The sequence below is a fragment of the Mangrovihabitans endophyticus genome (assembly GCF_014646155.1).
GTDB lineage: Bacteria > Actinomycetota > Actinomycetes > Mycobacteriales > Micromonosporaceae > Actinoplanes > Actinoplanes endophyticus.
The window spans coordinates 949,938-975,788 of the sequence record NZ_BMMX01000001.1 but is presented as its reverse complement, the minus strand read 5'-3'; the positions used below and the strand labels follow the sequence as shown (position 1 = coordinate 975,788).

Sequence of the window (25,851 nt, the reverse complement as noted above, 5' to 3'; positions counted from 1 at the left end):
GAAAAAGGTTTCATGGACGACGGACGCCGCTCCCTGCCATTGGCCGGCCACAGCGGCGCCGCGCGGGATGTGACGACCCGTCTCCAAGCCTGCGACCACCCGATGCCTGACCGGTCCTCCGGGATGAGCCGCCGCGGGGCGCTGCGTGCGGGTACCGCCCGCGCCGGGCTGTGACGCGACCGACACGCGACGCCGCGCCGACCGTCGGCCGCCGCGAGGCCCCCTTGATCAGGTACGCCACGGTCTGCGGACGCGTGCGCCAAACGCTCGGGGGGCACCGCCCAGCCCGTTCGCTCGCCGACCCCTTGTCCGCCGACGCCGTGCTGTCGTACGTTTCCCTGCATCCGCGGTGCGACGCGCGTCGATGCGCCGCGGATCTCAACGGGGGTGAGTAATGCTGCACGGGGGCACTTCCGCATGTCTGCACGGCGGCCCGCACGCGGGCTGCCGGGTCGTCCCTGTCCGCGCGCCCTCGGTCGTTCCAGCACGATTGTGACTGAAGCAGGAGGGTTCGTGCCAAATATCCGCTGGTTCAGGTGGCACCGCGCCGCCGTGGGCGCCGCCGCGCTCGCCGGCGCGGCCGTGGGCGTCGCGCCCCCGGCCGCCCAGGCGGCCATCACGCCGGATGCGGGCATCACCATCAAGGCGGCGCACAGCGACATGTGCCTCAACATCAAGGGCGGCACGACGGACAACAATGTCCCGCTGGTGCAGTACACCTGCAACCCGTCGTTCACCAACGACGACTTCCGGATCGTGCCGAAGGGCACCGGGACCTTCCAGATCGTCGCCCACTTCTCCGGCAAGTGCTTGAACGTCTATCAGGGCACCGACGACAACAACACTCCGGTGAACCAGTACACCTGCTCGGACACCGCCACCAACAACCTGTGGCGTTTCGCGCCGGTGGCCACCAAGACCACCTTCCGCATCGTCTCCGTCAAGAGCGGCAAGTGCCTGAACGTCTACCGCGGCGAGACGACCATCAACACCCCCGTGAACATCTACCCGTGTTCGGCGTCGGCGTCGACGCTGAACGACCAGTTCTACTTCCCGCCGGCCACCGCGGCCGCGGTCGGCGCGACGCTGCCGGTGACGCCGAACAGCCCGGTGTACGCCGTGCAGGCCGGTAACACGTCGGCGGCGATCGGGCCGCTGGTCTACGGCTACGTCAACGGCAACGGCCAGATGCGCCGCGGCTACCAGGTCAACCCGGAGGTCTACTCGGTCGTCTGGGAGACCACGTCCAGCCTGGACCAGTTCTCCGGCCACCCGGACATGGGCGTGCAGGCCGACGGCAAGGTGCAGGTGGCCGCGCATCACGCGGACGACGGTGACCTGTGGACGTCCGTGCAGAACGCCCCGGACGACAACATCTTCGGCGACTGGCAGGACGTGGGCGGCTCCGGCATCGCTCAGCCGGTGACCGGCAAGCTCCCGAACGGGCGGCTGGTCACCTTCGCCGTGGTCGGCGGGAAACTGTGGCACCTGCCGCAGGACGGCACCAACGCCCCGATCGGAGCGTGGCGCTACATCGGCGGCACCGATCTGACCGGGGAACCCGCCGTCGCGCTGACCGCGACCGGCCTGCGCGTGTTCGCGCGCAACGGTGCCGGCGCCGTGGTGGCCGCCGACTACAACAACGGCCTCCTGGGTGACTTCGTCAACCTCGGCGGCACCGACCTGGCCGGCGACCCGGCGGTGATGGTCCGGCCCGGATACGCCGACCGGATCGTCATGCGCACCACCGGCGGCACCGTGGTCACCAAGGCGCAGAACGCCGACGGGACCTGGGAGTCGGCCTGGTCCTCGATCCCGGGCGTCACCGCGGCCGGCAACCCCGACGTGCTGCTCGACCCGCAGTCCGGCCGCACCTCGATCGTGGTGCGGGCAACCGACAGCACGGTCTGGTTCGTCAACGAGACCGGGCAGAACACCGGCCAGTGGAACAGTTGGATCCCGGCGGCCCGCGACTTCGCGGTGGCCACCGATCCCAAGATCGTCGAGTACACCAAGACCGGCGGTCAGACCTGGGGTTACGTCACCCGGGACGAGAACTTCCAGGTCTACCTGGTGACCACGGACCGCACCGGAACGCCGGACACCCTGGCCGCCGGGCAGAAGAAGCAAGCGCCCCAGTTCACCGCGCACAAACTGCCGAAACCGCCGGGCGACTGAGCCTGTTGCGGAGAGTCGAGGGGTGGCGGGCGTCGCCCCTCGACTCGTTCTACCGGGTCGTCGCCGGTTCCGGGTCCGCAGCGGCCGGCCAGGCGCACAGCTCGCGGCGCGGGACTGCAGCGCGGCCCGCCGACAGGCGGTGGGCGCCGTACACGCCGGCCTCCAGCGCGGGGATGGACAGGCAGCGATGCTCGCTTCGACCTCACAGATTACAGATCTTGAAATCTGTAATCTGCGGGGTTACCGTTGCCGCATGCAGACCAGACGGCTCGGCACCCACGGCCCCCTCGCCCCGGCCATCGGGCTCGGCTGCGGCCCGATGTCCGCCGGCGATCCGGACGACGCCACGAGCGTGGCCACCCTCCGCGCGGCGATCGACGCCGGCATCACGCTGATCGACACCGCCGACTTCTACGGCAACGGCCACAACGAATCGCTGATCCGCGCGGCCCTGCGCACCGGCGACCGGGAACGCATCGTGATCAGCGACAAGTTCGGCGGACTGCGGGACCCGTCGGGCCGGTTCGTCGGCATCGACACCCGCCCGTCCTCGATGAAGAGCGCCCTCGCCTACTCGTTGCAGCGCCTGGGCACCGACCACATCGACATCTACCGGCCGGCCCGGCTCGACCCGGACGTCCCGATCGAGGACACCGTCGGTGCGATGGCGGAGATGGTCCAGGCCGGCTGGGTGCGCCACATCGGCCTGTCCGAGGTCGGCGCCGAGACCCTCCGCCGGGCCCACGCCGTGCACCCGATCGCCGACCTGCAGATCGAATACTCCCTGTTCAGCCGCGGCGTCGAAAGGTCGATCCTGGCCACCTGCCGGGAGCTCGGCGTCGGCCTCACCGCGTACGGAGTGCTCGCGCACGGCCTGCTCACCGGCGCGTACGCGGGCGGTGGCGAGGTGGGCCACCTGCCGCGCCTGCACGGCGACAACCTCGCGACGAACCTGGCCCTGGTGGAGCGCCTGCGCGAGGTCGCCGACGCCCGCGGCGTGACGGTCGCCCACCTCGCCGTCGCGTGGGTGCTGGCCCAGGGCGAGGAGATCGTCGCGCTGGTCGGCGCCAGCCGGCCCAGCCGGATCGCCGACGCGCTGACCGCGGCCGGGCTCGCCCTGAGTGACGCGGATCTGGCCGCCATCGACGCGGCCGTGCCGGTCGGCGCCGTGGCCGGCGAACGGTACGCCGCGCCGCTGATGGCCATGCTGGACAGTGAGCGGTGAGGGCCGCGCTGACCGCCGAGACGATCATGCTGGCCACCGAGGACGTGCTGCGCCGGTACGGCCCCGGCAAGGCGACCGTGGTGGATGTGGCCCGGGCGTTGGGCGTCAGCCACGCCGCCGTGTACCGCCACTTCCCCTCCAAGTCGGCCCTGCGCGAGGCGGTGACCCGCCGGTGGCTGGGGCGCGCGCACGAGGAACTGGCGGCGCTCGCGACCGACGCCGACCGCCCGCCGCCCGGGCGGCTGCGCGCCTGGCTCATCGCGCTGTACGCGGCGAAGCGCCACGCGGCCACCACCGACCCGGAACTGTTCGCGACGTACCGCGTCCTGGCGCAGGAGAACAGCGCGGCGACCGCCGAGCACGTCACGGCCCTGCTGCATCAGTTGGCCGGGATCATCGCGGCCGGGCTCGCCTCCGGCGACTTCGCCGGCGACGACCCGGCAGCCCTCGCCCGTACGGTGTTCGAGGCGACCGCGGCCTTTCACCACCCCGCGCATGTGGCCGAGTGGGGCGGCCCCGACCGTGACGACGCGCTCGCCGACGTCTGCGCCCTGGTGCTGCGCGGCCTACGCACGGCAGGATGAGATTTCGGGCACGCCATTTGAATGGTTCCAGATTCGAATGCCAAACCGTCCTATCAGGATCATGTGATCCCGCCATCAGGAACGACACTTCGTGGCGAATAGCGCCTTAACACTGACAATAGGCAGTCGACGATCCGACCGTACGACCATTTTTGAGCCGGTCCCCGACTAATCTTTCACTCCGGACTCGAGCGACAGCCTCGGGGTGCCACATTCGCGTGCGAGATGCGCATCTCATGTCGCCGCATTTCTGGGGGCCGACTTGCGAGCAGGAGAGTTACTGGGCCGGGAACGGGAACGGGCCCGGCTGCGCGCCGCGCTGACATGGGCGGTCGACCACCGTCAGGGCGGGGTGTTGCTCATCGAGGCACCTCCGGGCGGTGGACGCACGGCGATGCTGCGGGACACCGTGGACGTGGCGCGCCAGCACGGTTTCGCCGTCCTGGACCGCTCCGACGGCAGCGCCGGGCTGGTCATCGAGGATGCGGAGGCGCACCGGCTACCTCCGGGACGGCTGCTCGTCACGGTCGACGACCTTCACCTGGCCGGCGCCGTCGGGCAGGAACTCCCGCGTCTTCGCCAGCACACCGCCGCCGGGCCGGTGGTCTGGGTGCTGACCGTGCCCACCGGAGAGATCCGGCCCCCCGTGCGCCGTCTGCTGGCCCGCACGGCCGTGCTGGGTCGTGTCTCCCTCGATCCGATGCCGCCGGAGGCGGTGGTCCGCCTGGTGCGCGACCGGCTCGGCGCCGAGCCGATGGCCGACCTGCTCAGCCTGACCGCCACCGCCGCCGGCAATCCGCTGCTGCTCACCGAACTGGTCGACGGACTCCACGAGGAACGGCTGCTGGCGACGCGCGACGGTCGTGTGCACCTGGTGGCCGACAGGCTGCCGAGCCGGGTGCATGACGTGGTGCGCTACTGGTTCGGTGTGCTCACTCCCCAGGCGCAGCATCTGCTGCAGATCGCGGCGACGACGGTCGGCGACACCTTCAACGTCGAGACCGTCGCTCATCTGCAGGGCGAGACGGCGGCGCGGTTGCTGCCCGCGGTCACCGAGGTCACCGCGGCCGGCCTGTTGCGCTCCGCGGGCGATCAGACCACGTTCGCCCACCCGGTGGTCCGCCGGGCGCTCGCGGAGCACGTCCCCTCGTCGGTGCGGCACGCGCTGCGGGGGCAGACCACCGGCATGTCGCCTCCGGCGCCTGCGGCATCCCCGGCCGGAGCCGCGGCGGTGATGCCCGCATTGCTTCTGGACACCGCGACCGTGCCGGGGCTGTTGCCCAGCACCGTGGCCGAGGAGTTGCGGCACCGGCTCGCCGTCGCGGCGGTGGCGTGTTCGCTGTCCGGGACGCCCGCCGGAGCAACACCGGGCCTGAGCGCGACCGACCCGGCGGGCGTGAGCGTGCAGCAGATCGTCGGGCTGTTCGGTGAGGACGAGGCCGCGGTGCGGGCAGCCGCCCGTGCCGTGGTCGCCGCACATCCGAGCGGACATGCCGACGCCGACGTGCTCGCCGCGCTGTGCGTGCTGTCCAATCTCAGCTGGGCCGCCGGGGAGCTTGCCGAGGGGTTGCGCTGGGGCCGGGCCGCGGTGCGCGCGTGCGCCGGCCCGGTGCCCGCCGACTGGCGGCCCTACCCCCGGCTGGCGCTGGCCGCCAAGCTCGCCGAGATCGGCCGTTTCGCCGACGCCAACCGGCTCGTCGACGAGGTCCGCACCGATGTCGCCCGGAACGCGCTGGCCGGGCATCAGGCGCCGCCGCTGGTGGTCCACGCCCGGATCCTGCTGCAGGCGGGCCGCACCGGCGAGGCGTACGAGAAGGCGCAAGCCGGGCTCGCCCTCGCGGCGAGTTCGCCCGGCGGCTGGATCACGCCGCATGCGCAGGCGGTGCTGGCCCTGGTCGCGCTGCGGCTCGGTGAGGTGACCGCGGCGGCGGACTACGTCTGGCGATGCCGGGCCGGTGGTAGCGGCCTGATCGCCTTCCCGTCGGCGCGGGTGGCCTGGTGTGAATTCGGGGTGGCGGTCGCGCGTGTCGGCGAGCATCGGGCGCTGGACCTGCTTCTGTCCCGCCTCGCCGACCTGCTCTCACGCCGGTCGCTGTTCCTGGAGGAGCCCGCCGCGGCGGCGTGGCTGGTGCGCTTGGCGCTGGCGGACAACAATGTCGCCCTGGCCACCAGTGTGGCGGCCGGCGCGGAGAAGCTCTCCGCACAGAACCCCCAGTTCGACGCCGTGCGGGTGTCCGCGGTGCATGCGCGGGGGCTGCTCGATCGGGACCCGTCGGCGCTGCGCTCCGCGGCCGGGAGCCACCACGATCCGTGGGCGATCGCCCTGGCGTACGAGGACCTGGGCCGGCTCGCGATGACGGACCACGGCCCGAGCGACCGCGAGGTCACCGAGCCCCTGCGGGAGGCCGCCTCCCGCTTCGAGCATGTGGGCGCCCGCACCGACGCCGCCCGGGTCCGGGCGATGACGCAGTCCGCCGCGCCCGCGCCGGACCGGGTCGCCGAGCCGGCCGCCCAGATGTGGCTCCGGCTGAGCGACACCGAGCGCCTGATCATGCGGCTGGTGAGCGAGGGACTCACCAACGGGCAGGTGGCCCGCCAGGTCTCGCTCTCACCGCACACCGTGAACTATCACCTGCGGGCGTTGTTCCGGAAGTTCCGGGTCAGCTCCCGCGTCGAACTCGCCCGCCACGTGACCCGCCATTCATCTCGGGGAGCAGATCGCCGATGACCTTCACCGTCGACTTCACCGTCCGCGCCTATGAGACGGACCGGATGGGACACCTGAACACCATCGTCTACATGCAGTACGCCGAGCACGCGCGATGGGAGCTGCTGCGCGCGGCGGGCTTGCGCCAGTCCGAGTTGCTGGCCGGTGGCGTGGGGCCGGTGAACCTGGAGACCACCGTCCGATTCCACAAGGAGTTGCTGGCGGGCGACCACGTGCGCGTGAGCTGCCGGTTCGTCTGGGGCTCGGGCAAGTCCTTCCGGACCGAACAGTCCTTCCGCACCCCCGCCGACGAGTTGGTGGCCGAGGTGATCGGCGTGGGCGGTCTGCTCGACCTCAGCCGGCGGCGCCTGATCGCGGACCCCGCGCAGCGGTTCCGCAGCCTGGCCGACAAGCCCGAACTGATGGACCTCTGACCGCTCGGCGCTCAGCCGGCGGCCGACGCGATCCTCGGCCGCACAGCGGCCTGCGGTTCCGGGTCGCCGGCCACCCCGGCCGCCGCGGCGAAGAACCGTTCGATCCGGGCGGGGTCGGCGGCGATCGCCCGCATCTGCCGGATCCGCGCAAGCGGGCGCAGACCGGCGACGGTCAAGGTGTCCCGATAGGGCTCCAGGACGAGTGCGTCGCGCCGTTTGGCGTACGTGTCGAGCGCGCGCTGCCGGCGCGTCCCGTCCCGCAGGCCGTCGCTCAGCGCGTCAACGAGCGCCTGGGCCTGCAAGAACGCATCGGTGATGCCGCGTGCGGTGATCGAGTCCTTGTGGTGCCCGGCGTCGCCGACCAGCGCCCAGCCCGGACCACTCGCCCGGCGCAGGAAGTTGCGCTGGTCGGCCGAGCCGTAGAGCCGGTCGTCGGCCGGCCGGCCCGCCGAGATCCGCTCATGCAGGTCCGGCGCCACGGTCCGCAGGCAGTCGCGGTACGCCGCCCGGAGATCGGAGCGGATCGCCCGGAACTCGTCTTGCGGGAAGTAGGTCGCGGCCAGTGTCAGGCCGTCGTTGGTGGGCACCGATCCGGCCCAGCGACCGGTGGTGCCGTACGCCTCGAACCCGGCCGGCACCTCGGCGAAGAAGGTGAAATAGACGCAGGTCAGCGGCGCGACCTCGGTCTGCGTCTCGGCACCGACGCAGGCTGCCACCCGCGACCGCATGCCGTCCGCGCCGATGATCAGCGGCGCCGACGCGGTGACCGTCGCGCCGCCCGCCCGGAACCGGACGCCGGTCGCCGATCCCTCGGAGAACAGGACCTCCTGCACCGTGCAGCCGGGCCGGAACTCGACGCCGGCGGCCACGGCCGCATCGGCGAGGATGGCGTCCAGCAGGATGCGGCGCGGCGCGTAGGCCAGCGGCGAGGGACCTTCGATGCGGACATCGCCGAGTTGGTGCACCGCCTGCGTGATCGGCGGGCAGCCGGTGCCCGCGACGCGGTCCAGCACGCCCCAGCGCCGCAGCAGATCGATGCCCGGCCGGTGAATGTATAAAGTGGACAGCGTGTCCCGGGGAAAGGTGGCCCGTTCCAGCATCAGCACCCGGTAACCCGCCGAGGCGAGCAGCATCGCCGTGGGCGCACCCGCGCAGCGGGCCCCGACCACTATGGCGTCGAAGTCCATCACTCCCCCACTCCGGACTTGTCGAGCGCCTCGGCCACCGCGCGCAGCGCGGGTATGGCACGGTCCGCGTCGCCGCGCGGCACCAGCACCGACAGGGTCCGGACACCCACATCGGCGTACGCCCGCAATCGCTCGGCGATCGCCGGCACCGGGCCGAGCAGGCTGGTGTTCTCCAGCAGGGGCATCGGCACCGCGGCCGCGGCCGCCCGCAGATCACCGGCCTGGTAGTCACGGCGGACGGCGCGGACCGCCTCCGCGTATCCGATCCGGGCCGCGTGCCGGCTGTAGTAGTCGCCCATCGCCGCGAGGTAGCGCATGGTGTACAGGCGCACCCGGTCGGCGCAGTCCTCGATCCGGTCGCCCACCGCGACGGCGGCGGTGACCGCCACATCGAATGCGGCCGGATCGCGCCCCGACCGCTGCAGTCCGGAACGCACCGCGGCCATCTGGTCGGCCGCGCCCTCGGGAGCGAGGAAGACCGCCAGCCAGCCGTCGGCGATCTCCCCGGCGAGGTCGATGTTGCGGGGGCCGACCGCGGCCAGATAGATCGGCACGGCGCGGCGCAGCGGACGCATGTCCAGCCGCAGCGTGGCCCCGGGGGTGATCGGGTAGTGCCGGCCGTCATGCGCCAGCGGGCGGCGGTGCAGCGCCTGGCGGACAAGACCGACGTATTCGCGGGTGCGGGCCAGCGGGTGATCGAACGCGACGCCATGCCAGTCCTGCGCGACCTGCCGGCTGGAAACGCCGAGCCCGAGGTGGAACCGGCCACCGGAGAGCAGGTCCAGGGTCGCCGCGGTCATCGCGGTCAGGGCCGGGCTGCGGCCGGGGATCTGCATCGCCGCGGTGCCCAGCGCGATCCGGTCGGTCCGCGCGGCCAGCCAGCCCAGCATCGAGACGGCGTCGGAGCTGAACGCCTCCGCCGTCCAGAGCATGGCGTAGCCGAGCCGTTCGGCCTCCCGCACCACCTCGATCGCGGCCTCGGGTGACGGCCAGCTACCGTGCGGGCCGAGGTATCCGATGTTCAGTCCGAGTCTCATCGGCGCGCCCGTTCGGGGGTGCCGACGATCCGGCCGGCGAACTCCAGGACGGTGCTGACGTACCGCGCCGGATCGCTGGCCATCGGTCGCATGTGGCCGGCGCCGGGGAACACGGCGATTTCCGCCCGCGGGCAGGCGTGTGCGACCCCGTGCACCGCGGACGGCGGGATGAGCCGGTCGCCGTCGCCGGTGAGCAGCAACAGGGGGATGCTTTCGCGCGGCGGCCAGGCCGACGGCCATCCCATGAGCACGCTGCTGCACCGCCGGTAGGAGGCGCCGAGGAGACGACGGCCGATCCCGGTCGCCGGCGTCCGGGGCACCGGCAGGATCCCCGCGGACACCAGGTTGGCGACGGTCTCGGCGGGGTGGTCGCTGGGGCCGCTGTCGCAGATCACCGCGTCGACCTCACCGGGCAGCTCGGGAACGGCGTGCAGCATGGCGAACGTGGCCAGCGAGAACCCGTAGAGCGCGACCCTGGTGCCGGGCACCGCGCGGTGTGCGCGCAGCCAGCGCACCGCGGCCACCACGTCGTGCATGAACCGCTTGTTGAAGCCGGTCAGCGACTTGTCGCGAAAGCTCGCGCCGTGGTTGCGGAAGTCGAACATCAGCACCGAGTAGCCGGCATCGTGCAGGAACCGGGCGTGCCGGACGCTGTGCGACTTGTCCAGGCCCAGGCCGTGCCCGAGGACCACCCACCGCTGCGGGTCCGCAGCGGCGACCCACCCGGCCAGCACCCGGCCGGCGGCCGGGATGCGGACCTTCTCGACGGCGAAGCCGGGCCGGGTGGGCTCCCGCACGGGTCGGCGCGGCGGATGGCAGGAGGCGTACGCCAGCCGGAATCCGGTGACCGGCGCGGTCACCGTGGAAAGCAGGGCGCCCACTCAGACCACCAGTCCGCCGTCGAGGCCCACGACCTGGCCGGTGAGATACCGCGCGTCGTCGGAGATCAGGAACGACACCAGCGCGGCGACCTCCGCCGCGGTGCCGAACCGGGCCAGCGGCACCCGGGACAGGATCTGCTGGCGGGCCTTGTCCGACATGGCCCCGGTCATGTCCGTGTCGATCAGCCCCGGCGCCACCGCGTTCGCGCGCACGCCGTACCGGCCGTACTCCTTGGCGAGCGCCTTGGTGAAGCCGAGGATTCCGGCCTTGGACGCGGAGTAGTTGCTCTGCGTGGCGCTGCCGTGCACCCCGGCGATCGAGGCCATGGTGACCACGCATCCGCCACGCTGCCGGATGAGCGAGAGGATCGCCGCGCGGCACAGGTGGTAGACGCCGGTCAGGTTGGTGTCCAGCACCGCGTGCCAGTCCGCGTCGTCCATCACCGCCAGCGGCTTGTCCCGGGTGATGCCGGCGGAGGTGACCACGGCACGCACCGGCCCCAGGGCGTCCTCCGCCGCGGTGACGAAGTCCCGGACCTGCGCCGCGTCCGCGACGTCGACCTGCCGGGCCAGGGTGCGCCCGCCGAACTCGTCGGCCTCCTTGACCACCCGCGCGGCGGCATCGCGGTCGGCGCGATAGCAGAACGCCACGTCCAGGCCGTCGCGGGCCAGACGGTGCACCACCGCGCGCCCGATCCCGCGGGAGCCGCCGGACACGATGGCGACCGGGCGAACACTCGTTGCCATGACTCACCTTTCCGATCCGCCGGGTCCCGGACCGGGACCCGGCGTGTCCGGTTCAGACCTGGGCCGCGACGCGCGCGTCCACCAGGGCGTGCGCGGCGTCCACCGACGTGAGGCGCTTCAGCTCGTCCTCGGCGAACTTGACGCCGTAGCGCTTCTCGATACGCACCGCCACTTCCAGCGCGGTCAGCGAGTCGACCTCCAGGTCGTCGGGGAAGCTCGCGTCGTCGGCGACCTCCTCGACGGGCAGCTCCAGGGCGTCGGCGACCAGGGCGCGCAGCTCTTCGCGGTCTACCGACGGTGACGTCTGAGACATGGGAGTTCCTCTTTCTTCTCGGATGCGGGAATGCGGAATGTCAGGCACTGATCAGTTCGCCGCCGTCGACGCCGATCACGTTGCCGGTCATCCACGACGAATCGGTGCCGGCGAACAAGCCGATCATCTCGGCCACGTCCTCGGGTTCGGTGAGGCGCCGATGGGGGTTGCGGGCTCGGCAGGCGTCGGCGTAGGCGGCACTGCCGGGGATCTTCTGCAGAGCGGGGGTGAGCGTGGTGCCGGCGCGCAGCGCGTTCACCGCGACGCCCTGCGGCGCGAGTTCCACGGCGAGTTGACGGGTGTGCGCCTCCAGGGCCGCCTTCGCCGCCGACACGGGCCCGTACGAGCCGAGTGCGTGGCTGCTGCCCGCACTCGTCATCGAGAAGACCTTGGCGCCACGGGGCAGCAACCCGGCGGCGTGCAGGTCCTGAACCCAGTAGACGAGGCTGTGCGCCATCACGTCGACGGTCATCGCCATCTGCCGGGCGGTCACCACCTCCGGGGATTGCGGGGTGGCGACGAACGGCAGCAGCGTGCCGAACGCCAGCGAGTGCAGCAGCACCCGGACGCCCCGGTCGCCGGTCAGCTCACCGGTGCGGGCGACCACTTCGACGCGGGTGCTCGCCGAGGCCGCGTTGAGGTTGAAGAAGTGCGCCTGCACGCCGGTGTCGCGGATCTCCTCGGCGAGCTTCTGCGCCTCCTCGGCGCCGTCGGCGGTGTCGAAGTGGACACCGATCACGTTGGCTCCGCGCCGGGCCATCTCGCGGGCGGTGGCCCGGCCGAAGCCGCTGGAGACACCGAGGATGAGGGACCAGGATTGATTCAGCATGGTGACTCCGTACTGGGAGGGGTGATCCGGGTGATGGCGAGGCCGCCTTCGGCGGCGGCGGTGACGACGAGCCGGTCCGGGCTCGCCGCGCAGAGCCCGTGGGCCACGCGCCGCAGGGGCGTGAGGCAGCCAGCCGGGGCGGGGAGCGTGCGCAGGTCACGGCAGCGGGCCGCGAGCAGATGTTCGACGTGCTTGCCGGCGGGCGAGTCGTCGAGCACCGTCTCGACGACCGCGATGTCGTCGTCCGGCACCGCGGCGGCCCACAGCCGGTCGAAGCCGTCGACGGATCCGGTCCGCACGTCCACCACGCCCAGGCCGGTCCGGCCGGCGCCGACCGGCTCGCCGACCAGCACCACGGCACCGGCGTCGCTGTCCGCCGCGCCCGGCTCCCCGGCCGGCAGGGTGTGCTCGGTGGCCCCGATGAGGACCACCTCCGCCCGCCCGCCGGCCAGCGCGCGGGCCGCGTGTCCGAGCGATTCGACGCCGGCGGTGCGGGGCGAGTTGACCGTCAGGGAGAAGGCGTGTGCGTCGTACTCGGCGGCCAGCCGCGAGCCGAACAGGCTGGCGGCGAAGTAGGGCGTGGTCAGCGGCGGAAGGTCGGCGGCGTGCGCCTCGATGATGGTGCGGTCCTGCGCCTCCATCAGGGCCGCGGCGGCGTTGTTCTCGCCCACCACCACACCACGCCGGTGCGCCGGCGCCGCAACGAAGGACGACCCGTCGGCGACCGCCGACGCGGCCGCCGCCAGCAGGTACTGCGCCGCCGGTGGGAGCCGACGGTATCCGCGCCCGGGTAGCGCCGCGGACACGTCGAACGGACGGCCCTCGCCGGGGGTGATCACGCCGAGACCGGTCACCAGCAGGGCGCTCATCGGTCCACCGCCCCGCCGGTCAGCACCACGCACGCGTTGTTGCCGCCGAACGCGTACGAGTTGACCATCACGGCCGGCCGCTCGATCGGTCGTGTCCCGTCCTGGGGCACCAGGACCGCGCATTCCGGGTCGGGCTCGTCGATCCGTGGGCTGGCGGGCACCACGCCGGCGCGCAACGCCAGCGCGGCGGTGGCGCAGCCGAACGCCCCGGCCACCCCCGCGGTGTGGCCGATCATCGCCTTGAGGTTGATCAGCGGAAGCCGGTCGCAGTGCGCGCCGAAGACGGCCCGCATGGCGTGGCTTTCCACGACGTCGTTGAGCGCCGTCCCGGTGCCGTGCGGCACCACCGCGCCGACATCCGCAGGCCCGAGTCCGGCCGCGTCGAGGGCCTCGCGCATCGCCCGGATGACGTGGGTGGCGCTGGGATCGGGGGCGGTCGGATGGCGCGCGTCGCAGCTCCAGGCCGCGCCGGCAACCTCGGCGTAGGCATGGGCACCCCGAGCCCGTGCGTGGTCGGCCGACTCCAGCACCAGCATGGCCGCACCGTCGCCGAAGACGGTGCCCCGGCGGCCCCGGTCGAACGGCCGGCAGCGCACCGGGTCGGCGGCGCCGAGCCGGTTGAACGCGCCCATGCCGACCCGGGTGGCGCCCTCGGCGCCGCCGGTCAGCACCACGTCGGCTTCGCCGGCGCGGATCATGTCGGCCGCCACGGTCAACGCGTATGCGCTGGCGGCGCACGCGTTGCCGACGCTGGTGTGGGTTTCGCGGCTGCCCAGCGCCGCGGCGACGGCCGCCGCCGTGACGGTCATCGGCGTCCACCGGTCCGGGTCGGACGACGCGGTGCGATGCGTGCCGGTGCGGCGGTCCTCGTGCATCCGGGCGTTACCCATCTCGACGCCGAGCACCACGGGCAGCCCCGCGCGCGCCGGCCCGGCCAGGCCCGCGTCGTCGACCGCCTCGCGGGCGGCGGCGACCGCGAACCGCGGCCCGGCGGAGAGCGGGACGTGGGCCAGCGCGACCGGCGCGGCCGGAACCTCCGGTGTCAGGTACATGAGCGCGGATTCCATGTGGGCGTGCGGATCGATGACGTCCCGGGGTTGCCCCCCGCCGGCCAGCAGACCGTGCCACAGCGCCGCCCGGCCCGAACCCAGGCAGCTCACCGCGCCCACCCCGGTGACCAGCACCCGGCCGGTCACGACGCCCTGCCCGGGAGGGTGAGCAGCATCGAGGTCGCCGGATCGCGGCCCGCCGTGGCCAGGACGTCACCGGCGCCGCCGGCGTCCAGATATCCCACACCGGCCACGCACTGCAGCACGCCGAGCGCGCCGGAGCATTCGCCGAACCGGCCGGCCAGGTCCACCCCGCCGTCCGGGTCCATGCGCAGGCCCACCGGCCGTGCGGTCGCAGACGTCGGCGTGCCCCGGCGGAAGTCCGCGATCACCGCCCGCGGTGCCGCCCCGCGGGCCCGGCGATGCGGCACCGATTCGACGACCACCGCTGCGGCGCCGTCCAGCGAACGAGCGCCGTCCAGCAGGCGGGCCACCGCACCGGTGCCCGGCTCGACGCCGACGACCACCGTCGCGTCGGCCCGTCCCGCCTCGATCATGAGCTGCGCCCAGAACAGCGCGTCCAGGCCGCTGCTCGCCCCGTTGCACACCGTCAGGTTGGGGCCGCGCAGGTGATGTTCGATGGCCACCCAGCCGGCCACCGAGTTGGACGACGTGTGCGGCAGCCCCAGCGGGCTGAGCCCGACCACGCCTTCCCCGGCGATGGTGTCGGCGAACGAGCAGACGCTGTCGAGGTTGCCGAAGTTCGTGCTCACCACCACCGCGGTGCGGTCACCGCATCCGGCGTACGTGCCGTCGGTGAGCAGGCCGGCGTCGGTCAGCGCGTCCGCCGCGGCGACCAGGGCGAGCCGGGAGGCCCGGTCCTTGTGCCGCATGCCGCGGCCGGTGAGCGCCACCTTGGGGTCGAATCCGGAATCGTCGCCGGTGAGCGGATGCAGCAGGTCGTCCGGGTCGGCCAGCCCCTCGACCGCCATGCCGACGCCGGTCACCACCGCGCTCACCGGGCACTCTCCAGCACCGCGACGGCGTTGATGCCGCCGAACCCGAAGGCGTTCACCTGGGCGGTCCGCAACGGCGCCGGCGCGGCCCGGTCCCGGACCGGACGCATGTCGCGCAGCTCGTCGATCGGATCGCTCAGCCCGGCGATCGGCGGCACCACCCCCCGGCGCAGCGCGTGCACCGCCGTCACCAGGCTCAGCAGGCCGGAGCCGCCCAGGGTGTGCCCGGTCGCCGACTTGACCGCGGTCAGCAGCGGCCGGGACTGATGCGGACCGAACACGGCGCCGAGGGCGGCGGCCTCGGCGGCGTCGTTGAGCTCGGTACCGCTGCCGTGCAGCATCACCACATCGACGTCGCCGGGTCCCAGGCCGGCGCGTTCGTGCGCCTCCCGCATGGCCGCGGCGATGCTGTGCCGGTCCGGTGCGGTCGGGTGGTGCGCGTCGCAGTTCATGCTCACCGCCCGGAGCCGGGCCAGGGCGGGCCGCTCGCCGGACGGGCGCAGCACCACCGCCGCGGCGCCTTCCCCCATCAGCATCCCGGCTCGTGCCCGGTCGAACGGGCGCAGCGCCTCGGGAACCCGGTTCTGCACCCGGTCGAGGGTGCCGAAGGCGCTCTCGGTGACCGAGTCGGTGCCGGCGACCACCACGGCGTCGGCCAGGCCGCCGTCGAGCAGATCCGCCGCCATGCCGAGCGCGTAGAGACCCGCCGCGCACGCGTTGGCGAAGGTGTACGTGTGCTCGAAGCCGAACCGCTGTGCCAGGGCCGGACCGAAGTGCAGGCGGTCCTGGTCGATGTCGCTGTCGCCGCGCCACCACAACTCCACCGAGCGCTGCTCGCGCAGGGTGGTGCCGACCAGCACCGCGATCCGCGGGCCGGGGACCGGTTCCGCCTCGGCCAGCGCCTGCTCCACGGCGGTGAGCAGCCACCGGGTGGCCCGCAGCGGTTCGTCGTGGCCGGGACCCGGCCGGTCGTCGATCTCATAGGCGTAGTGCGCCCGGTACCGGCTCAGGTCGAAGGCGCGCAGCTTGGCCAGGCCGGTCCGGCCGGCGCAGAGCGCGTCGAAGATCTCGCCCGGGTCGGTGCCGACGCTGGCCACCGCGCCGAGTCCGGTGATGTCCCAGCTCATCTGCGCCTCGCCAGGTTGCGAAGCCGGAAACGGGCCAGCTTGCCGGTCGAGGTGATCGGCAGCGCGTCGAGGACCTCGATGCGGCCGGGCCGTTTGAACGGGGCGAGCTCGGCCCTGATCGACCGCAGGATCGACCGGCGCACCTGCACCGGATCGGCGCCCTCCGCCGGTACGGCGTAGGCGACGGCGCCGTCCAGCCCGTCCGCGTCGGCGACCGCGATGACCGCGCAGTCGGCGACCCCCTCCGTCTTGCGCACCACGGCTTCGATCTCGCCCGGCGCGACCTTGTAGCCGCCGATGTTGAGGACGTCGTCGGCGCGGCAGAGATAGCGGAGTTCGCCGTCGGGACCGATCCGTACGATGTCCGATGTGTACGCACCGCCCTGCGCGAACGTGCGCCGCTGGGCATCCGGCCGGTTAAGATAGCCGAGTGCCACGCACCGGCCGGCGATGTGCAGCCGACCGTCCTCGCCGGGCGGCAGCTCCGCGCCGTCCTCGCCGCGCACGGTCATGGTCACCGCCGGGACCGCGACGCCGGTCGAGCCGGCCACCGCTCGCCGTGCGGGCGTGGCCACGGCGATGTGCAGAACCTCCGTCGCCCCCAGGCCGTTGATCAGGGGCACGGCGAGGGTTTCCCGGATCCGGTCGGCCAGGTGGGTCGGCAGGTGCTCGCCGGCGGAGACGGCCAGGCGCAGCCGGTCGGCGCCCTCCGCGCCCACCGCGAGCACACCGGCGTACATGCGGGGCACCGAGAACAGCACGGTGGGCCGGTGCCGGCGCATGGCGGCCACCACCACCTGAGCGTCGACCGGGCCGCGCAGCAGGACCGCGCTCGCCCCGGCCGCCAGCGGGAACAGCACGGAGTCACCGAACCCGTAGCCGAAGGACATCTTCGCGGTGCACATCGTCACGTCGTCCGGCCGGAGATCGAGGACCGCGCCGAACCCGTCCAGCACCGCTTCGATGCCCGCGGCCGAATGCAGCACCCCCTTGGGCTCACCGGTGCTGCCGGAGGTGTATTGCACCAGGGCCGGCCGGTCCACCGCCCACGCGACGGGGTGGGACTGTCCGGGCTGCTCCGGTTCGCCGACGGTCGCGCGGATCTGCGCGCCGTAGGTGCGCGGCAGGCCGGGAAGGAGCGTCTCGAACAACGACTGCCGGGCCGGCGGGGCGTCCAGATGGACGAGCACGGCCGCGCAGTCGGCGACGATGAAACGCACTTCGGCCTCGGTCAGCGCCGGGCTGATCGGCACCGGCACGCAGCCGTGCCACCACATGCCCAGGAACGCCGCCACGGTCGCCGCCGAATCGTCGGCGATCAGCACGGCATGACCGGCGGCGGGCACCGACAGCTCGCGCAGCCGGCCCGCGTACGCACGGGCGGCCGACCAGAGCTGCCGGTAGCTCACCTCGCCCAGGTCGGGATCGTGGTACGCGGTCCGGTCCGCGCGTCCGGCCGCCAGGTGCCGGCCCACCAGCCGGTTCACCAGGTCCACGGCCGGGGCTCCGGCGCTCGGGGCGGCGCCGATCGCGCCCTTGGCCGCCAGCAGGGTCATGGCATCGCCGACCCGGCCGAGCGCGGCGCCCTCCTCGGGGTCGATCCGCACACCGAACTCACGCTCGATGCGGGTGGCGATCTCGACCTTCTCCAGCGAACCGGCCTGCAGATCGTCGTACAGGTGATCCTCGGTGCCGACCTCACTGGGGTCGAGCGCGAGGACCGCAGCCACAAGGGAACGCAGCCGTTCGGCGGCCGTGTCCCGGTCCATGGTGTTCATCAGATGTCTCAGCCTCCGTGCCGGACGGTCATCGATACCAGCGCTCGGTGAGCGTCAGGGCTTGTTCGGTGTTGAGCCGGGGGTCGCACAGCGAGGTGCGCGGGCCGGGCCGTTCGTGCGCGGCCGACACGCACTCGACGACCGGTTCCGGGGTGGTCTCCAGGTGCAGCCCGGCGGCTGTGTCCACAATGTTCTGAAAAGCGTCGACCTCGGCGAGCACCGTGGACAGCAACCGGGTCTTCGAACCGTCGGGCGCGGCAACGGTGTTGCCGTGCATCGGGTCGCACAACCAGATCACCGGATGCCCGGCCCTCCGGACGGCGCGCACCAGAGCCGGGAGCCGGGAGCCGATCCGGTCGGCGCCCATGCGCGCCACGAGGGTCAGCCGGCCGGGGTCACGGTCCGGGTCCAGGACGGCGCACAGCCGCAGCAGTTGGTCCGGCGTGACGGTCGGACCGACCTTGCAGGCGACCGGGTTGCCGATCGCGGCCAGCAGCCGCACGTGCGCATGGTCGGGGTCACGGGTGCGCTCCCCGATCCACGGCCAGTGCGTCGAGGTGAGGATCAACCGGCCTTCCGGGTCCCGGCGCACCAGCGGCACCTCGTAGTCCAGGAGCAGCGCCTCATGGCTGGTCCAGACCGACGGCTCCGCGCCGGGCACCCGGGCCAGCCAGGCCATCGCGCGCCGGGCCGCGTCGTATCCCGCCAGCAGCCGCAGCGGATCGGGCCGCCGCTGCGCCGCGTCCGCCGCCGGGCCGTTCACCAGATGCCCCCGGTACGCGGGCAGATCGATGCCGCCGACACGTTCGGTCGGCGCGCTGCGCGGCTTGGCGAACTGACCGGCGATCCGGCCCACCCGCAGCACCGGACGGCCCGACGTGATCTCCATGACCTCGGCCATCGCGCCGATCTGGGCCACCTTGCGCGCCAGCGGCGCCGGACGGCAGTGGTCCGGGTCCTCGGCGCAGTCGCCCGCCTGCACCACCCGGACCCGCCCCTGCGCCACGTCGCGCAGCCGCTCGCGCAGCCGGTGCACATCGTGCCAGCCCACCAGGCCGGGCAGCCGGGCGAGGTCACCGACGACTTGCTCCAGCAGCCAGCCGTCGCCCCATTCGGGCTGCTGCCCGGCGGGCAGGCCCCGCCAGTGCCGCAGTTCCTGCGGCGCCAGCGCGGTCACCGACGTGGCCGGGCCGGCCCAGGTCATCCCCGTAGTCATGGCGGCTAACGTAAGTGCGGCGCGCCGGGCCGGGGAACTACTCGTCCAGGTAGCCGCGTGGCGATACACCACACTCACGGCTCGTTCGGGTAGCTGCCCGCGCACGCCGGGACCGGCATGCTCTGCGGGCATGGATGACTCGTCAGGGGACCTGACCCGCCCGGCCGGCCCGGTCCTGCTGCTGCACCGGCCAGCCCGGTCCGCAACCACGGTCGAGGTCCGCACCGGCGTCATGCACACCGTGCGGAGCCTCGGCGAACTGCCGCTTCCCGGCCCCGGTGAGGAGACCGTCGCGCTGGTCCCCTTCCGCCAGCTAGCCGAACGCGGCTATCACTGCCACGACGACGGGGAGCCGCTGGCGGCCATGACGGTGCGCGAGTGCCGGATCATCGACCGCGCCGCGCTGATCGCCCGCCTGCCCGACGAGCCGATCACCGTGACCGGTGGCGGCTTCGACGTCGACGACGACAGCTACGCCGCGACGGTGCGCCGGATCATCGACCACGAGATCGGGCTGGGCGAAGGGGCGAACTTCGTGATCCGCCGGACCTACCGGGCGGAGTTCGAGCAGGACGCCTGGCATGCCGCGCTGACGCTCTTCCGCCGGCTGCTGGAGCGGGAAACGGGCGCGTACTGGACGTTCGCCCTGCACACCGGGACGCGGATCCTGGTCGGCGCGACACCCGAACGGCATGCCAGCCTGGTCGACGGCAGACTGTCCATGACCCCGATCAGCGGCACCTACCGCGCGCCCGCGGACCGCCGGACCGTGGCCGGGCTGCTCGATTTCCTGGCCGACCGCAAGGAGATCGACGAGCTGCACATGGTGGTCGACGAGGAGCTGAAGATGATGGCCCGCGTCTGCGGGCCGGGAATCCGCCTGCACGGCCCCTATCTGCGGGAGATGGCCCAGCTCGTGCACACCGAGTACGTGCTGTCCGGCCCCACCGAATGCGACGTGCGCGAAATCCTCCGCGAGACGATGTTCGTGCCGACCGTCACCGGCAGCCCGCTGGAGAACGCCTGCCGGGTGATCAACCGCCATGAGCCCACGGGACGCGGGTACTACAGCGGTGTACTGGCGGTCGTGGGCGGTCACCGCGCCGGGTGCACCCTGGATTCCGCGGTGCTGATCCGCACCGCGGACATCGGGCTGGACCGGACGCTGACCCTCGGCGTGGGCGCCACCCTGGTCCGGCATTCCGATCCGCACGCGGAGACCGCGGAGACCCACGCCAAGGCCGCCGGTTTGCTCAACGCGTTGCGCTCGGACCGGCACCCGGCCGCCGCCTCCCGGCGGAACACTGTGGAGGGTCGGCCCCTGGCCGGGCATCCGACGGTGCGCGGGATGCTGGCCGGGCGCACCCACACGCTGGCCAGGTACTGGTGTGGCACGCCGCGCCGGGACACCGCTTCCGCCCGGCCGCTCGCCGGCCGGCGCATCCTGGTGGTGGACGGCGAGGACGCCTTCACAGGCATGCTGGGGCATCAGTTGACCGCGCTCGGCGCGGGCGCCTCGATCCGGCCGTTCGACGCGCCGGGCCCCGTCGGGCCGGCCGACGTCGTGATCATCGGCCCCGGTCCGGGCGATCCCTGCGATCCGGCCGACCGCAAGGCCGCCGCCCTGCGCGCGACCGTCGACGACCTCCTCGACCGTGGCCAGCCGATGCTCGCCATCTGCCTCGGCCACCAGGTGCTCTGCACGGTCCTGGGCATCCCGGTGGTCCGCAAGGCGCGCCCGAACCAGGGCCTGCAGCGTGAGATCGACCTCTACGGCACGCCGGTGCGGGTCGGCTTCTACAACACCTTCACCGCGCTGGCCGCCGCGGACGAGCTGGCCAGCGACCGCCTTCCGGGCCGCACGCTGCGGGTCAGCCGGGACCGGGACACCGGCGAGGTGCACGCGCTGAGCGCACCCGGCCTGCGCTCGGTGCAGTTCCATCCCGAGTCGCTGCTCACCGAGGACGGGCCGGCGATCCTCACCACGCTGCTCAGCACGCTGATCGACGATGGTCGCGGCGTCGCCGCGCATCCTCCGGCGAGCACGTTCTGACGTGCCGGGCGCCGGTCACCGTGCCGGGTCGACGCGCATCGTGGTGGTCGTCGCCGGCGGCTGGGTCATCGCCTGCGCGTAGCGGGAGTCGCCGTACTTCTCCCGGTAGGCCCGGTCGATTCCGGCGTCCAGCGCGGGCTCGGCGACGGCCGTGAATCGCACCCGATGCTCCCGCCCGTCCAGGCCGAGCGCGCCCGTGCCGTACCGCAGCGCCCGCCGGTACCAGAGGCCCGCCTCGCCCTTCCACGAGCGCAGGTAGAGCTCGCCGCCGACCGCCACGAGCCAGACCGGTACGCGCACCGGGGCGCGGCCCGGCGCCGGCACGATCACGTCGACCTCGCGGGCCTCCGACAGCCGCGCCGCGATTCCGGTGTCCCACGTCATGACTTCTCCCCTCGTTGCGGCCCGGCTCACCGCCCGGACATGCGCGCGATGAAGTCGGCGTCCGAGTCCGTGCTCGATGTGATCCGCCGGTGCAGATGCGCGCTGCCCCGGCGGTGGTCGTTGCGGGCATAGTGTGCCAGGAGCAGGTCATGGCCGAGATCGTTGTCCAGGTCACGCCAGACGGCGTGCACGTGCTGACCGGCCGCCACCGCGTTGTCGGACTCGACGAGCAGGCCGCCGGTGGAGACCCGGAAGTAGTACGCGGTGTCCGCCCGCGTCCCGCCCGCCCAGGCGAAGGTGAGCCGCTCCGCGGGCTCCGACTCGACCACCCTGCGATACTGCGCGGCCAGCTCGTCGGGAGCGGTCTCCACGAAGTGCAGCAGCAGTTCCCGTGCCAGCGCCAGGTCGTCGGCGCTCATCCGGCTGCCGTTCAGCCCGCTGGGCGCCCGTCGTTCGAAGCGCAGCGCCCACCGGTCCTCGTCGGTGATCGCGTACGTCTCGATGCCCAGGTCCACGTGGTCGGGCAGTTCGACGGCGCCGACGCGGGGAACCTGGCGGGTGGCGAAGTCGGCCGGCGCCACCGGATGGATGTGGGCGTCCCGGCGCTGGTCCGCGCTCAGCCGGTGGAGGAGTTCGAACGCCATCGCCTGGCTCTCGCCCAGCGGGTTCAGCACGCCCGCCGGGAACGGCTGGGCGCCCATCGCCAGCGGGGTGACGGTCAGCCGTTCCTGACCGATGACGGTGACGTTGAACCCGAGATGGTGCCCCATGATCCGCCAGCCCCAGGTGTCTTCGAAGGCCGGGCGGCCGAACCAGCTCAACAGGTACGCCTCGGGGTCGCGGAAGTCGGCGGCGTACACGCCGAAGCCGCGCTGCACGACCTCAAGCTCGCGCAGGATGTTCTCGGTCGCCATGATGGCCACCGCCTGGCTGTATCCGCGCAAGCTCAGGCCGGCCCGCAGCAGCGTGTGCGCGAGCGCCTTCTGGTGCCGGTCGAGTTCGAACAGCGGGATGCCGGTGCGGTCCGGCTTGGGGATGAAGTCCCAGTCGACGCGCCGCGGATCGTCCAGTGGGAACAGCGCCCGGCCGCGCTGATCCGCGGTGAAGCTGTTCATCAGGCTCCAGGTCGCGAACAGCATGTCGCGGATCGCGCCCGGCGCACGGTAGGTCATGGCCGGCGGGTCGCCGGCGGAGTCGCCCATGGTGTCCTCCGGCTCAGGCGAGAGCGGTGCCGCGGGCTTCCGCATGCCGGGTGACCGCCTCCAGGGTGTTGAGTTTGTGCTGCCGCGCCGCGGTCTCGATGGTGTCCGCGTCGGCGTGCGCCTCCAGCAGGTCCAGCAGCGCCTCGTGCTCGGCCACCGACTCGACCGCGCGGCCGGGCGCGTGCGTGAAGGCGGACCGGCGGATGAAGTCGAGCCGTGCCCATTCGGTGTCCAGCAGCGCGATCAGGTGCTTGTCCGGCGCGCGGTGGAAGATCACGGTGTGGAACTGCCGGTTGAGCTGCGTGAACCGCATCGGGTCGAAATCGGCGAGCGCCTCGCGCATCTCCCGGTTCATGCGCCGGGCGTCGGCCAGGTCGGCCTCGGTCAGTTCGTCGCTGGCCAGCGCGGTGGCGAGCCCCTCAAGCCGGGCGAGCAGGCGCATGGTGCGCGCCCACTCCCCCTCGTCGAAGGTGGCGACCCGGGCGCCCACATTGGGGATGATCTCGACCCAGCCCTCGGCCTCCAGCCGACGCAGGGACTCCCGCCAGGGAATGGTGCTGATGTTGTGTTCCCGCCCGAGCTGGTCGATCACCAGCCGATGCCCGGGACCGTACGTGCCGTCAAGGATGCGTCCCTTGAGGAGCTCGTAGCAGACGTCGGTTCGCGTCGCCACGTGTCACCATCCTTTTCATAGATATCACAGGTTATCGTATGCGATCCGTGTGACGGCTGGTCGCGGCCCTAGGTGCGCTGGGGTTCTGCTTCATAGCACGCGCGCCAGGCCTCGTTCATCGGGAAGAGCCCGTCGAGCGCCTCCCCCTCGGCCACCCGGGCCGCGATCCACGCGTCCCGGCCCTCGTCGCGCTCCGCCTCCGCCAGCACCTCCGTCACGATCGCGGCCGGCACGACGAGCACGCCGTCGGCGTCGGCCACCACGAAGTCGCCCGGCGCCACCGCGACGCCACCACACGCGATCACCACGCCGGTCTCCCACGGGACGTGGCGGCGTCCCAGCACAGACGGATGCGACCCGTTCGCGAACACCGGCAGCCCGGTGGCCACCACCGCTTCGGTGTCGCGGACCCCGCCGTCGCTGACCACGCCCGCCGCGCCGCGGTGCCGGGCCCGCAGTGCGAGGATGTCGCCGAGCGTGCCGGTCTCCGGCAGGCCACGCGCCTCGATCACCAGCACCTCACCGGCGCCGACGGTGTCGAACGCCTGCTTCTGCGGGTTGAAGCCGCCGCCACGCTCGGCGAACAGGTCCGGACGGAACGGCACGAAACGCAGCGTGCGCGCGGGCCCCGCGAACCGCTGGCCCGGTGTCAACGGCCGGACGCCCTCGACGACCACGTCGTGGTAGCCGCGCCGGCGCAGGGCCGTGGACAGCCCCGGGGTGCCGACCGCGCACAGCCGGCCGGCCAGGGTCTCGTCGGTCATCTCCGGGTCCTCTCGTCGTGGGCGGCCGGCTCAGGGCCGCGGAAGCGGTCCGCGAGGGCTTCGGAACCGCGGGCGAGCACCGTGACGTCGGCGCCCACCAGCATGAAGGAGGCTCCCGCGTCCAGGTACCGCCGTGCGGTCGCGGGGTCGAACGCGTTCACCCCGACCGGCACCCCGGCCCGGCGGCCCACCGCGATGCAGTGTTCCACCGCGGCGACGACGTCGGGATGGTGCTGGTCGCCGAGCACCCCCATCGACGCGGCCAGGTCGCTCGGCCCGGCCAGGATGCCGTGCACCCCGCTCGCTGCGATCTCCGCGGCGCGTTCCACGGCCGAAACCGACTCGATCTGCACGCACACCGACACCAGCGATCCGGCGTCGGCGAGGTAACCGCCGACCCGGTTCCAGCGCGCGGCGCGCCCGAGGGCGCTGCCGACGCCGCGCACGCCGCTCGGCGGGTAGGTCACCGCCCGCACCGCGGCCTCCGCCTCGGCCCGCGACGACACCATCGGCACCAGCACGTTCTGCGCGCCCAGGTCGAGCACCTGCTTGATCACCACCGGATCGTTGACCGGCACCCGCACCAGGGGCGTGACCGGGTACGCGGCGACCGCCTGGAGCTGGGCGACGATCGATTCCAGCCCGTTCGGCGCGTGTTCCATGTCGATGAGCAACCAGTCGAGACCGCTGCCGGCGCAGATCTCGGCGACCAGGGCGCTGCCGGAGCAGACCCACATCCCGATGTGCGGGCGGTCGGCGTCGGCCAGCACGGCGGCGAACGAGCGCGGCAGGGTCAGACGAACCGGCACGACACGGCTCCCAGGTCGCGATAGTCGCCGTGCACGATGTCGCCCCGCTGCACCCAGATCGGACGGGTGAAGCTGCCGGCCAGCACGATCTCGCCGCTGTCCAGCTTGTCGCCGTGGCGGGCCAGCTTGTTCGCCAGCCAGGCGACGCCCATCGCGGGGTGGCCGAGAACGGCGGCGGCGACGCCGGACTCCTCGATCGTCTCGTTGCGGTAGAGCACGGCGCTCACCCACCGCAGGTCGACGGCGGACGGCGCGACCGGCGAACCACCCAGGACCACCCCGCCGAGCGCGGCGTTGTCACTGATGGTGTCCACGATGGTGCGGCCGGCGAGTTCGATCCGCGACGACAGGATCTCCAGCGCCGGCACCACGTAACGGACCGCGTCCAGCACGTCGAACATGGTCACGCCGGGCCCGGTCAGCGCCTCACCGAGGACGAAGGCGAGTTCCACCTCGATCCGCACATTGCAGAACCGGTCGTACTCGATGGCGGACCCGGACTCGTAGATCTGGTCGGCGAACACCGCCCCGTAGTCCGGCTCGGTGATCCCGGTCGCCGCCTGCATCACCTTGGACGTGAGACCGATCTTGCGCCCGGCGTGCCGGCGTCCGGACGCGATGCCCTGCTCATGCCAGATCCGCTGGACCGCGTACGAATCGTCCACGGTCATGTCCGCATACCGGGCCGTCAGCAGCGGCAGGACGCCGCGGTCGAGTTCGGCACGCAGGAGTTCCTCGGCGATCTGCCTGTGCACGCTCGGGTCGAGCACCGTACCTCCGCCTCGATGA

Annotated in this window: 24 protein-coding genes; 6 read left to right on the top strand and 18 right to left on the bottom strand. The window is 72.9% G+C overall.

Going from position 1 to position 25,851, the window contains the following annotated elements:
- Positions 1-513 precede the first annotated feature (513 nt).
- The 5 genes from IEY73_RS03870 to IEY73_RS03850 all read left to right on the top strand — a co-directional run bounded on the left by IEY73_RS03870 (position 514) and on the right by IEY73_RS03850 (position 7,128).
- Positions 514-2,178 (top strand): RICIN domain-containing protein, encoded by a 1,665-nt coding sequence (locus IEY73_RS03870; RefSeq protein WP_189077565.1) that lies wholly within the window; start codon positions 514-516, stop codon positions 2,176-2,178.
- Positions 2,179-2,431: 253 nt separating this feature from the next.
- Positions 2,432-3,403, top strand: a complete 972-nt coding sequence (locus IEY73_RS03865) for an aldo/keto reductase (RefSeq protein ID WP_189077564.1) — start codon at positions 2,432-2,434, stop codon at positions 3,401-3,403.
- On the top strand, positions 3,400-3,987 hold the full coding sequence (locus tag IEY73_RS03860; RefSeq protein WP_229715454.1) for a TetR/AcrR family transcriptional regulator: 588 nt from the start codon (positions 3,400-3,402) through the stop codon (positions 3,985-3,987). Before IEY73_RS03865 ends, IEY73_RS03860 begins: the two co-directional genes overlap by 4 nt.
- Before the next feature lie 262 nt (positions 3,988-4,249).
- Positions 4,250-6,715 (top strand): helix-turn-helix transcriptional regulator, encoded by a 2,466-nt coding sequence (locus IEY73_RS03855; RefSeq protein WP_189077563.1) that lies wholly within the window; start codon positions 4,250-4,252, stop codon positions 6,713-6,715.
- Positions 6,712-7,128, top strand: coding sequence for an acyl-CoA thioesterase (locus IEY73_RS03850; protein WP_189077562.1), 417 nt, complete (start codon positions 6,712-6,714; stop codon positions 7,126-7,128). The genes IEY73_RS03855 and IEY73_RS03850 overlap by 4 nt, the downstream gene beginning before the upstream one ends.
- Positions 7,129-7,139: 11 nt before the next feature.
- Here IEY73_RS03850 and IEY73_RS03845 read toward each other — a convergent pair whose 3' ends face one another.
- Genes IEY73_RS03845 through IEY73_RS03790 form a run of 12 tightly spaced genes read right to left on the bottom strand, consistent with a single transcriptional unit; the run spans position 7,140 to position 19,177 of the window.
- The gene (locus tag IEY73_RS03845; RefSeq protein ID WP_189077561.1) at positions 7,140-8,315 is read right to left on the bottom strand and encodes an NAD(P)/FAD-dependent oxidoreductase; all 1,176 of its coding nucleotides are present in this window, start codon (positions 8,313-8,315) and stop codon (positions 7,140-7,142) included.
- Positions 8,315-9,352: an LLM class flavin-dependent oxidoreductase gene (locus IEY73_RS03840; RefSeq protein WP_189077560.1), complete on the bottom strand. Its 1,038-nt coding sequence runs from the start codon at positions 9,350-9,352 to the stop codon at positions 8,315-8,317. The genes IEY73_RS03845 and IEY73_RS03840 overlap by 1 nt, the downstream gene beginning before the upstream one ends.
- The gene (locus tag IEY73_RS03835) at positions 9,349-10,233 is read right to left on the bottom strand and encodes an alpha/beta hydrolase (protein WP_189077559.1); all 885 of its coding nucleotides are present in this window, start codon (positions 10,231-10,233) and stop codon (positions 9,349-9,351) included. Before IEY73_RS03835 ends, IEY73_RS03840 begins: the two co-directional genes overlap by 4 nt.
- Positions 10,234-10,980: a 3-oxoacyl-ACP reductase FabG gene (gene fabG / locus IEY73_RS03830; protein WP_189077558.1), complete on the bottom strand. Its 747-nt coding sequence runs from the start codon at positions 10,978-10,980 to the stop codon at positions 10,234-10,236.
- Positions 10,981-11,032: 52 nt separating this feature from the next.
- The gene (locus tag IEY73_RS03825) at positions 11,033-11,293 is read right to left on the bottom strand and encodes an acyl carrier protein (RefSeq protein WP_189077557.1); all 261 of its coding nucleotides are present in this window, start codon (positions 11,291-11,293) and stop codon (positions 11,033-11,035) included.
- A gap of 40 nt (positions 11,294-11,333) precedes the next feature.
- Positions 11,334-12,122 (bottom strand): SDR family oxidoreductase, encoded by a 789-nt coding sequence (locus IEY73_RS03820; protein ID WP_189077556.1) that lies wholly within the window; start codon positions 12,120-12,122, stop codon positions 11,334-11,336.
- Positions 12,116-12,991 (bottom strand): beta-ketoacyl synthase N-terminal-like domain-containing protein, encoded by an 876-nt coding sequence (locus tag IEY73_RS03815; RefSeq protein ID WP_189077555.1) that lies wholly within the window; start codon positions 12,989-12,991, stop codon positions 12,116-12,118. The genes IEY73_RS03820 and IEY73_RS03815 overlap by 7 nt, the downstream gene beginning before the upstream one ends.
- The gene (locus tag IEY73_RS03810) at positions 12,988-14,187 is read right to left on the bottom strand and encodes a beta-ketoacyl-[acyl-carrier-protein] synthase family protein (RefSeq protein WP_189077554.1); all 1,200 of its coding nucleotides are present in this window, start codon (positions 14,185-14,187) and stop codon (positions 12,988-12,990) included. Before IEY73_RS03810 ends, IEY73_RS03815 begins: the two co-directional genes overlap by 4 nt.
- Positions 14,184-15,059, bottom strand: coding sequence for a beta-ketoacyl synthase N-terminal-like domain-containing protein (locus IEY73_RS03805; protein WP_229715453.1), 876 nt, complete (start codon positions 15,057-15,059; stop codon positions 14,184-14,186). Before IEY73_RS03805 ends, IEY73_RS03810 begins: the two co-directional genes overlap by 4 nt.
- On the bottom strand, positions 15,056-16,183 hold the full coding sequence (locus IEY73_RS03800; protein ID WP_189077553.1) for a beta-ketoacyl synthase N-terminal-like domain-containing protein: 1,128 nt from the start codon (positions 16,181-16,183) through the stop codon (positions 15,056-15,058). The genes IEY73_RS03805 and IEY73_RS03800 overlap by 4 nt, the downstream gene beginning before the upstream one ends.
- Positions 16,180-17,961 (bottom strand): AMP-binding protein, encoded by a 1,782-nt coding sequence (locus tag IEY73_RS03795; RefSeq protein WP_229715451.1) that lies wholly within the window; start codon positions 17,959-17,961, stop codon positions 16,180-16,182. Before IEY73_RS03795 ends, IEY73_RS03800 begins: the two co-directional genes overlap by 4 nt.
- Before the next feature lie 28 nt (positions 17,962-17,989).
- On the bottom strand, positions 17,990-19,177 hold the full coding sequence (locus tag IEY73_RS03790; protein WP_189077552.1) for a 3-deoxy-7-phosphoheptulonate synthase: 1,188 nt from the start codon (positions 19,175-19,177) through the stop codon (positions 17,990-17,992).
- 130 nt (positions 19,178-19,307) lie between these two features.
- Between IEY73_RS03790 and IEY73_RS03785 the strand changes: the two genes are divergently transcribed.
- A complete protein-coding gene (locus IEY73_RS03785; RefSeq protein WP_189077551.1) occupies positions 19,308-21,230 on the top strand; it encodes an anthranilate synthase family protein in 1,923 nt (640 codons plus the stop codon).
- 15 nt (positions 21,231-21,245) lie between these two features.
- On the opposite strand, the gene IEY73_RS03780 is transcribed toward IEY73_RS03785, so the two are convergent.
- The 6 genes from IEY73_RS03780 to IEY73_RS03755 form a co-directional block, all read right to left on the bottom strand.
- Positions 21,246-21,614: a DUF2255 family protein gene (locus IEY73_RS03780; protein ID WP_189077550.1), complete on the bottom strand. Its 369-nt coding sequence runs from the start codon at positions 21,612-21,614 to the stop codon at positions 21,246-21,248.
- Positions 21,615-21,640: 26 nt separating this feature from the next.
- Complete coding sequence (locus IEY73_RS03775) at positions 21,641-22,816, bottom strand: DUF3500 domain-containing protein (RefSeq protein WP_189077549.1); 1,176 nt, start codon at positions 22,814-22,816, stop codon at positions 21,641-21,643.
- A 13-nt stretch (positions 22,817-22,829) separates the two neighbouring features.
- On the bottom strand, positions 22,830-23,489 hold the full coding sequence (locus tag IEY73_RS03770) for a GntR family transcriptional regulator (protein ID WP_189077548.1): 660 nt from the start codon (positions 23,487-23,489) through the stop codon (positions 22,830-22,832).
- Positions 23,490-23,557: 68 nt separating this feature from the next.
- Entirely contained in the window at positions 23,558-24,253 is a 696-nt protein-coding gene (locus tag IEY73_RS03765; protein ID WP_189077547.1) for an RraA family protein, read from the bottom strand.
- Complete coding sequence (locus IEY73_RS03760; RefSeq protein WP_229715449.1) at positions 24,250-25,062, bottom strand: HpcH/HpaI aldolase family protein; 813 nt, start codon at positions 25,060-25,062, stop codon at positions 24,250-24,252. Before IEY73_RS03760 ends, IEY73_RS03765 begins: the two co-directional genes overlap by 4 nt.
- The gene (locus tag IEY73_RS03755; RefSeq protein WP_229715447.1) at positions 25,047-25,832 is read right to left on the bottom strand and encodes a fumarylacetoacetate hydrolase family protein; all 786 of its coding nucleotides are present in this window, start codon (positions 25,830-25,832) and stop codon (positions 25,047-25,049) included. The genes IEY73_RS03760 and IEY73_RS03755 overlap by 16 nt, the downstream gene beginning before the upstream one ends.
- Between the last annotated feature and the right edge of the window lie 19 nt (positions 25,833-25,851).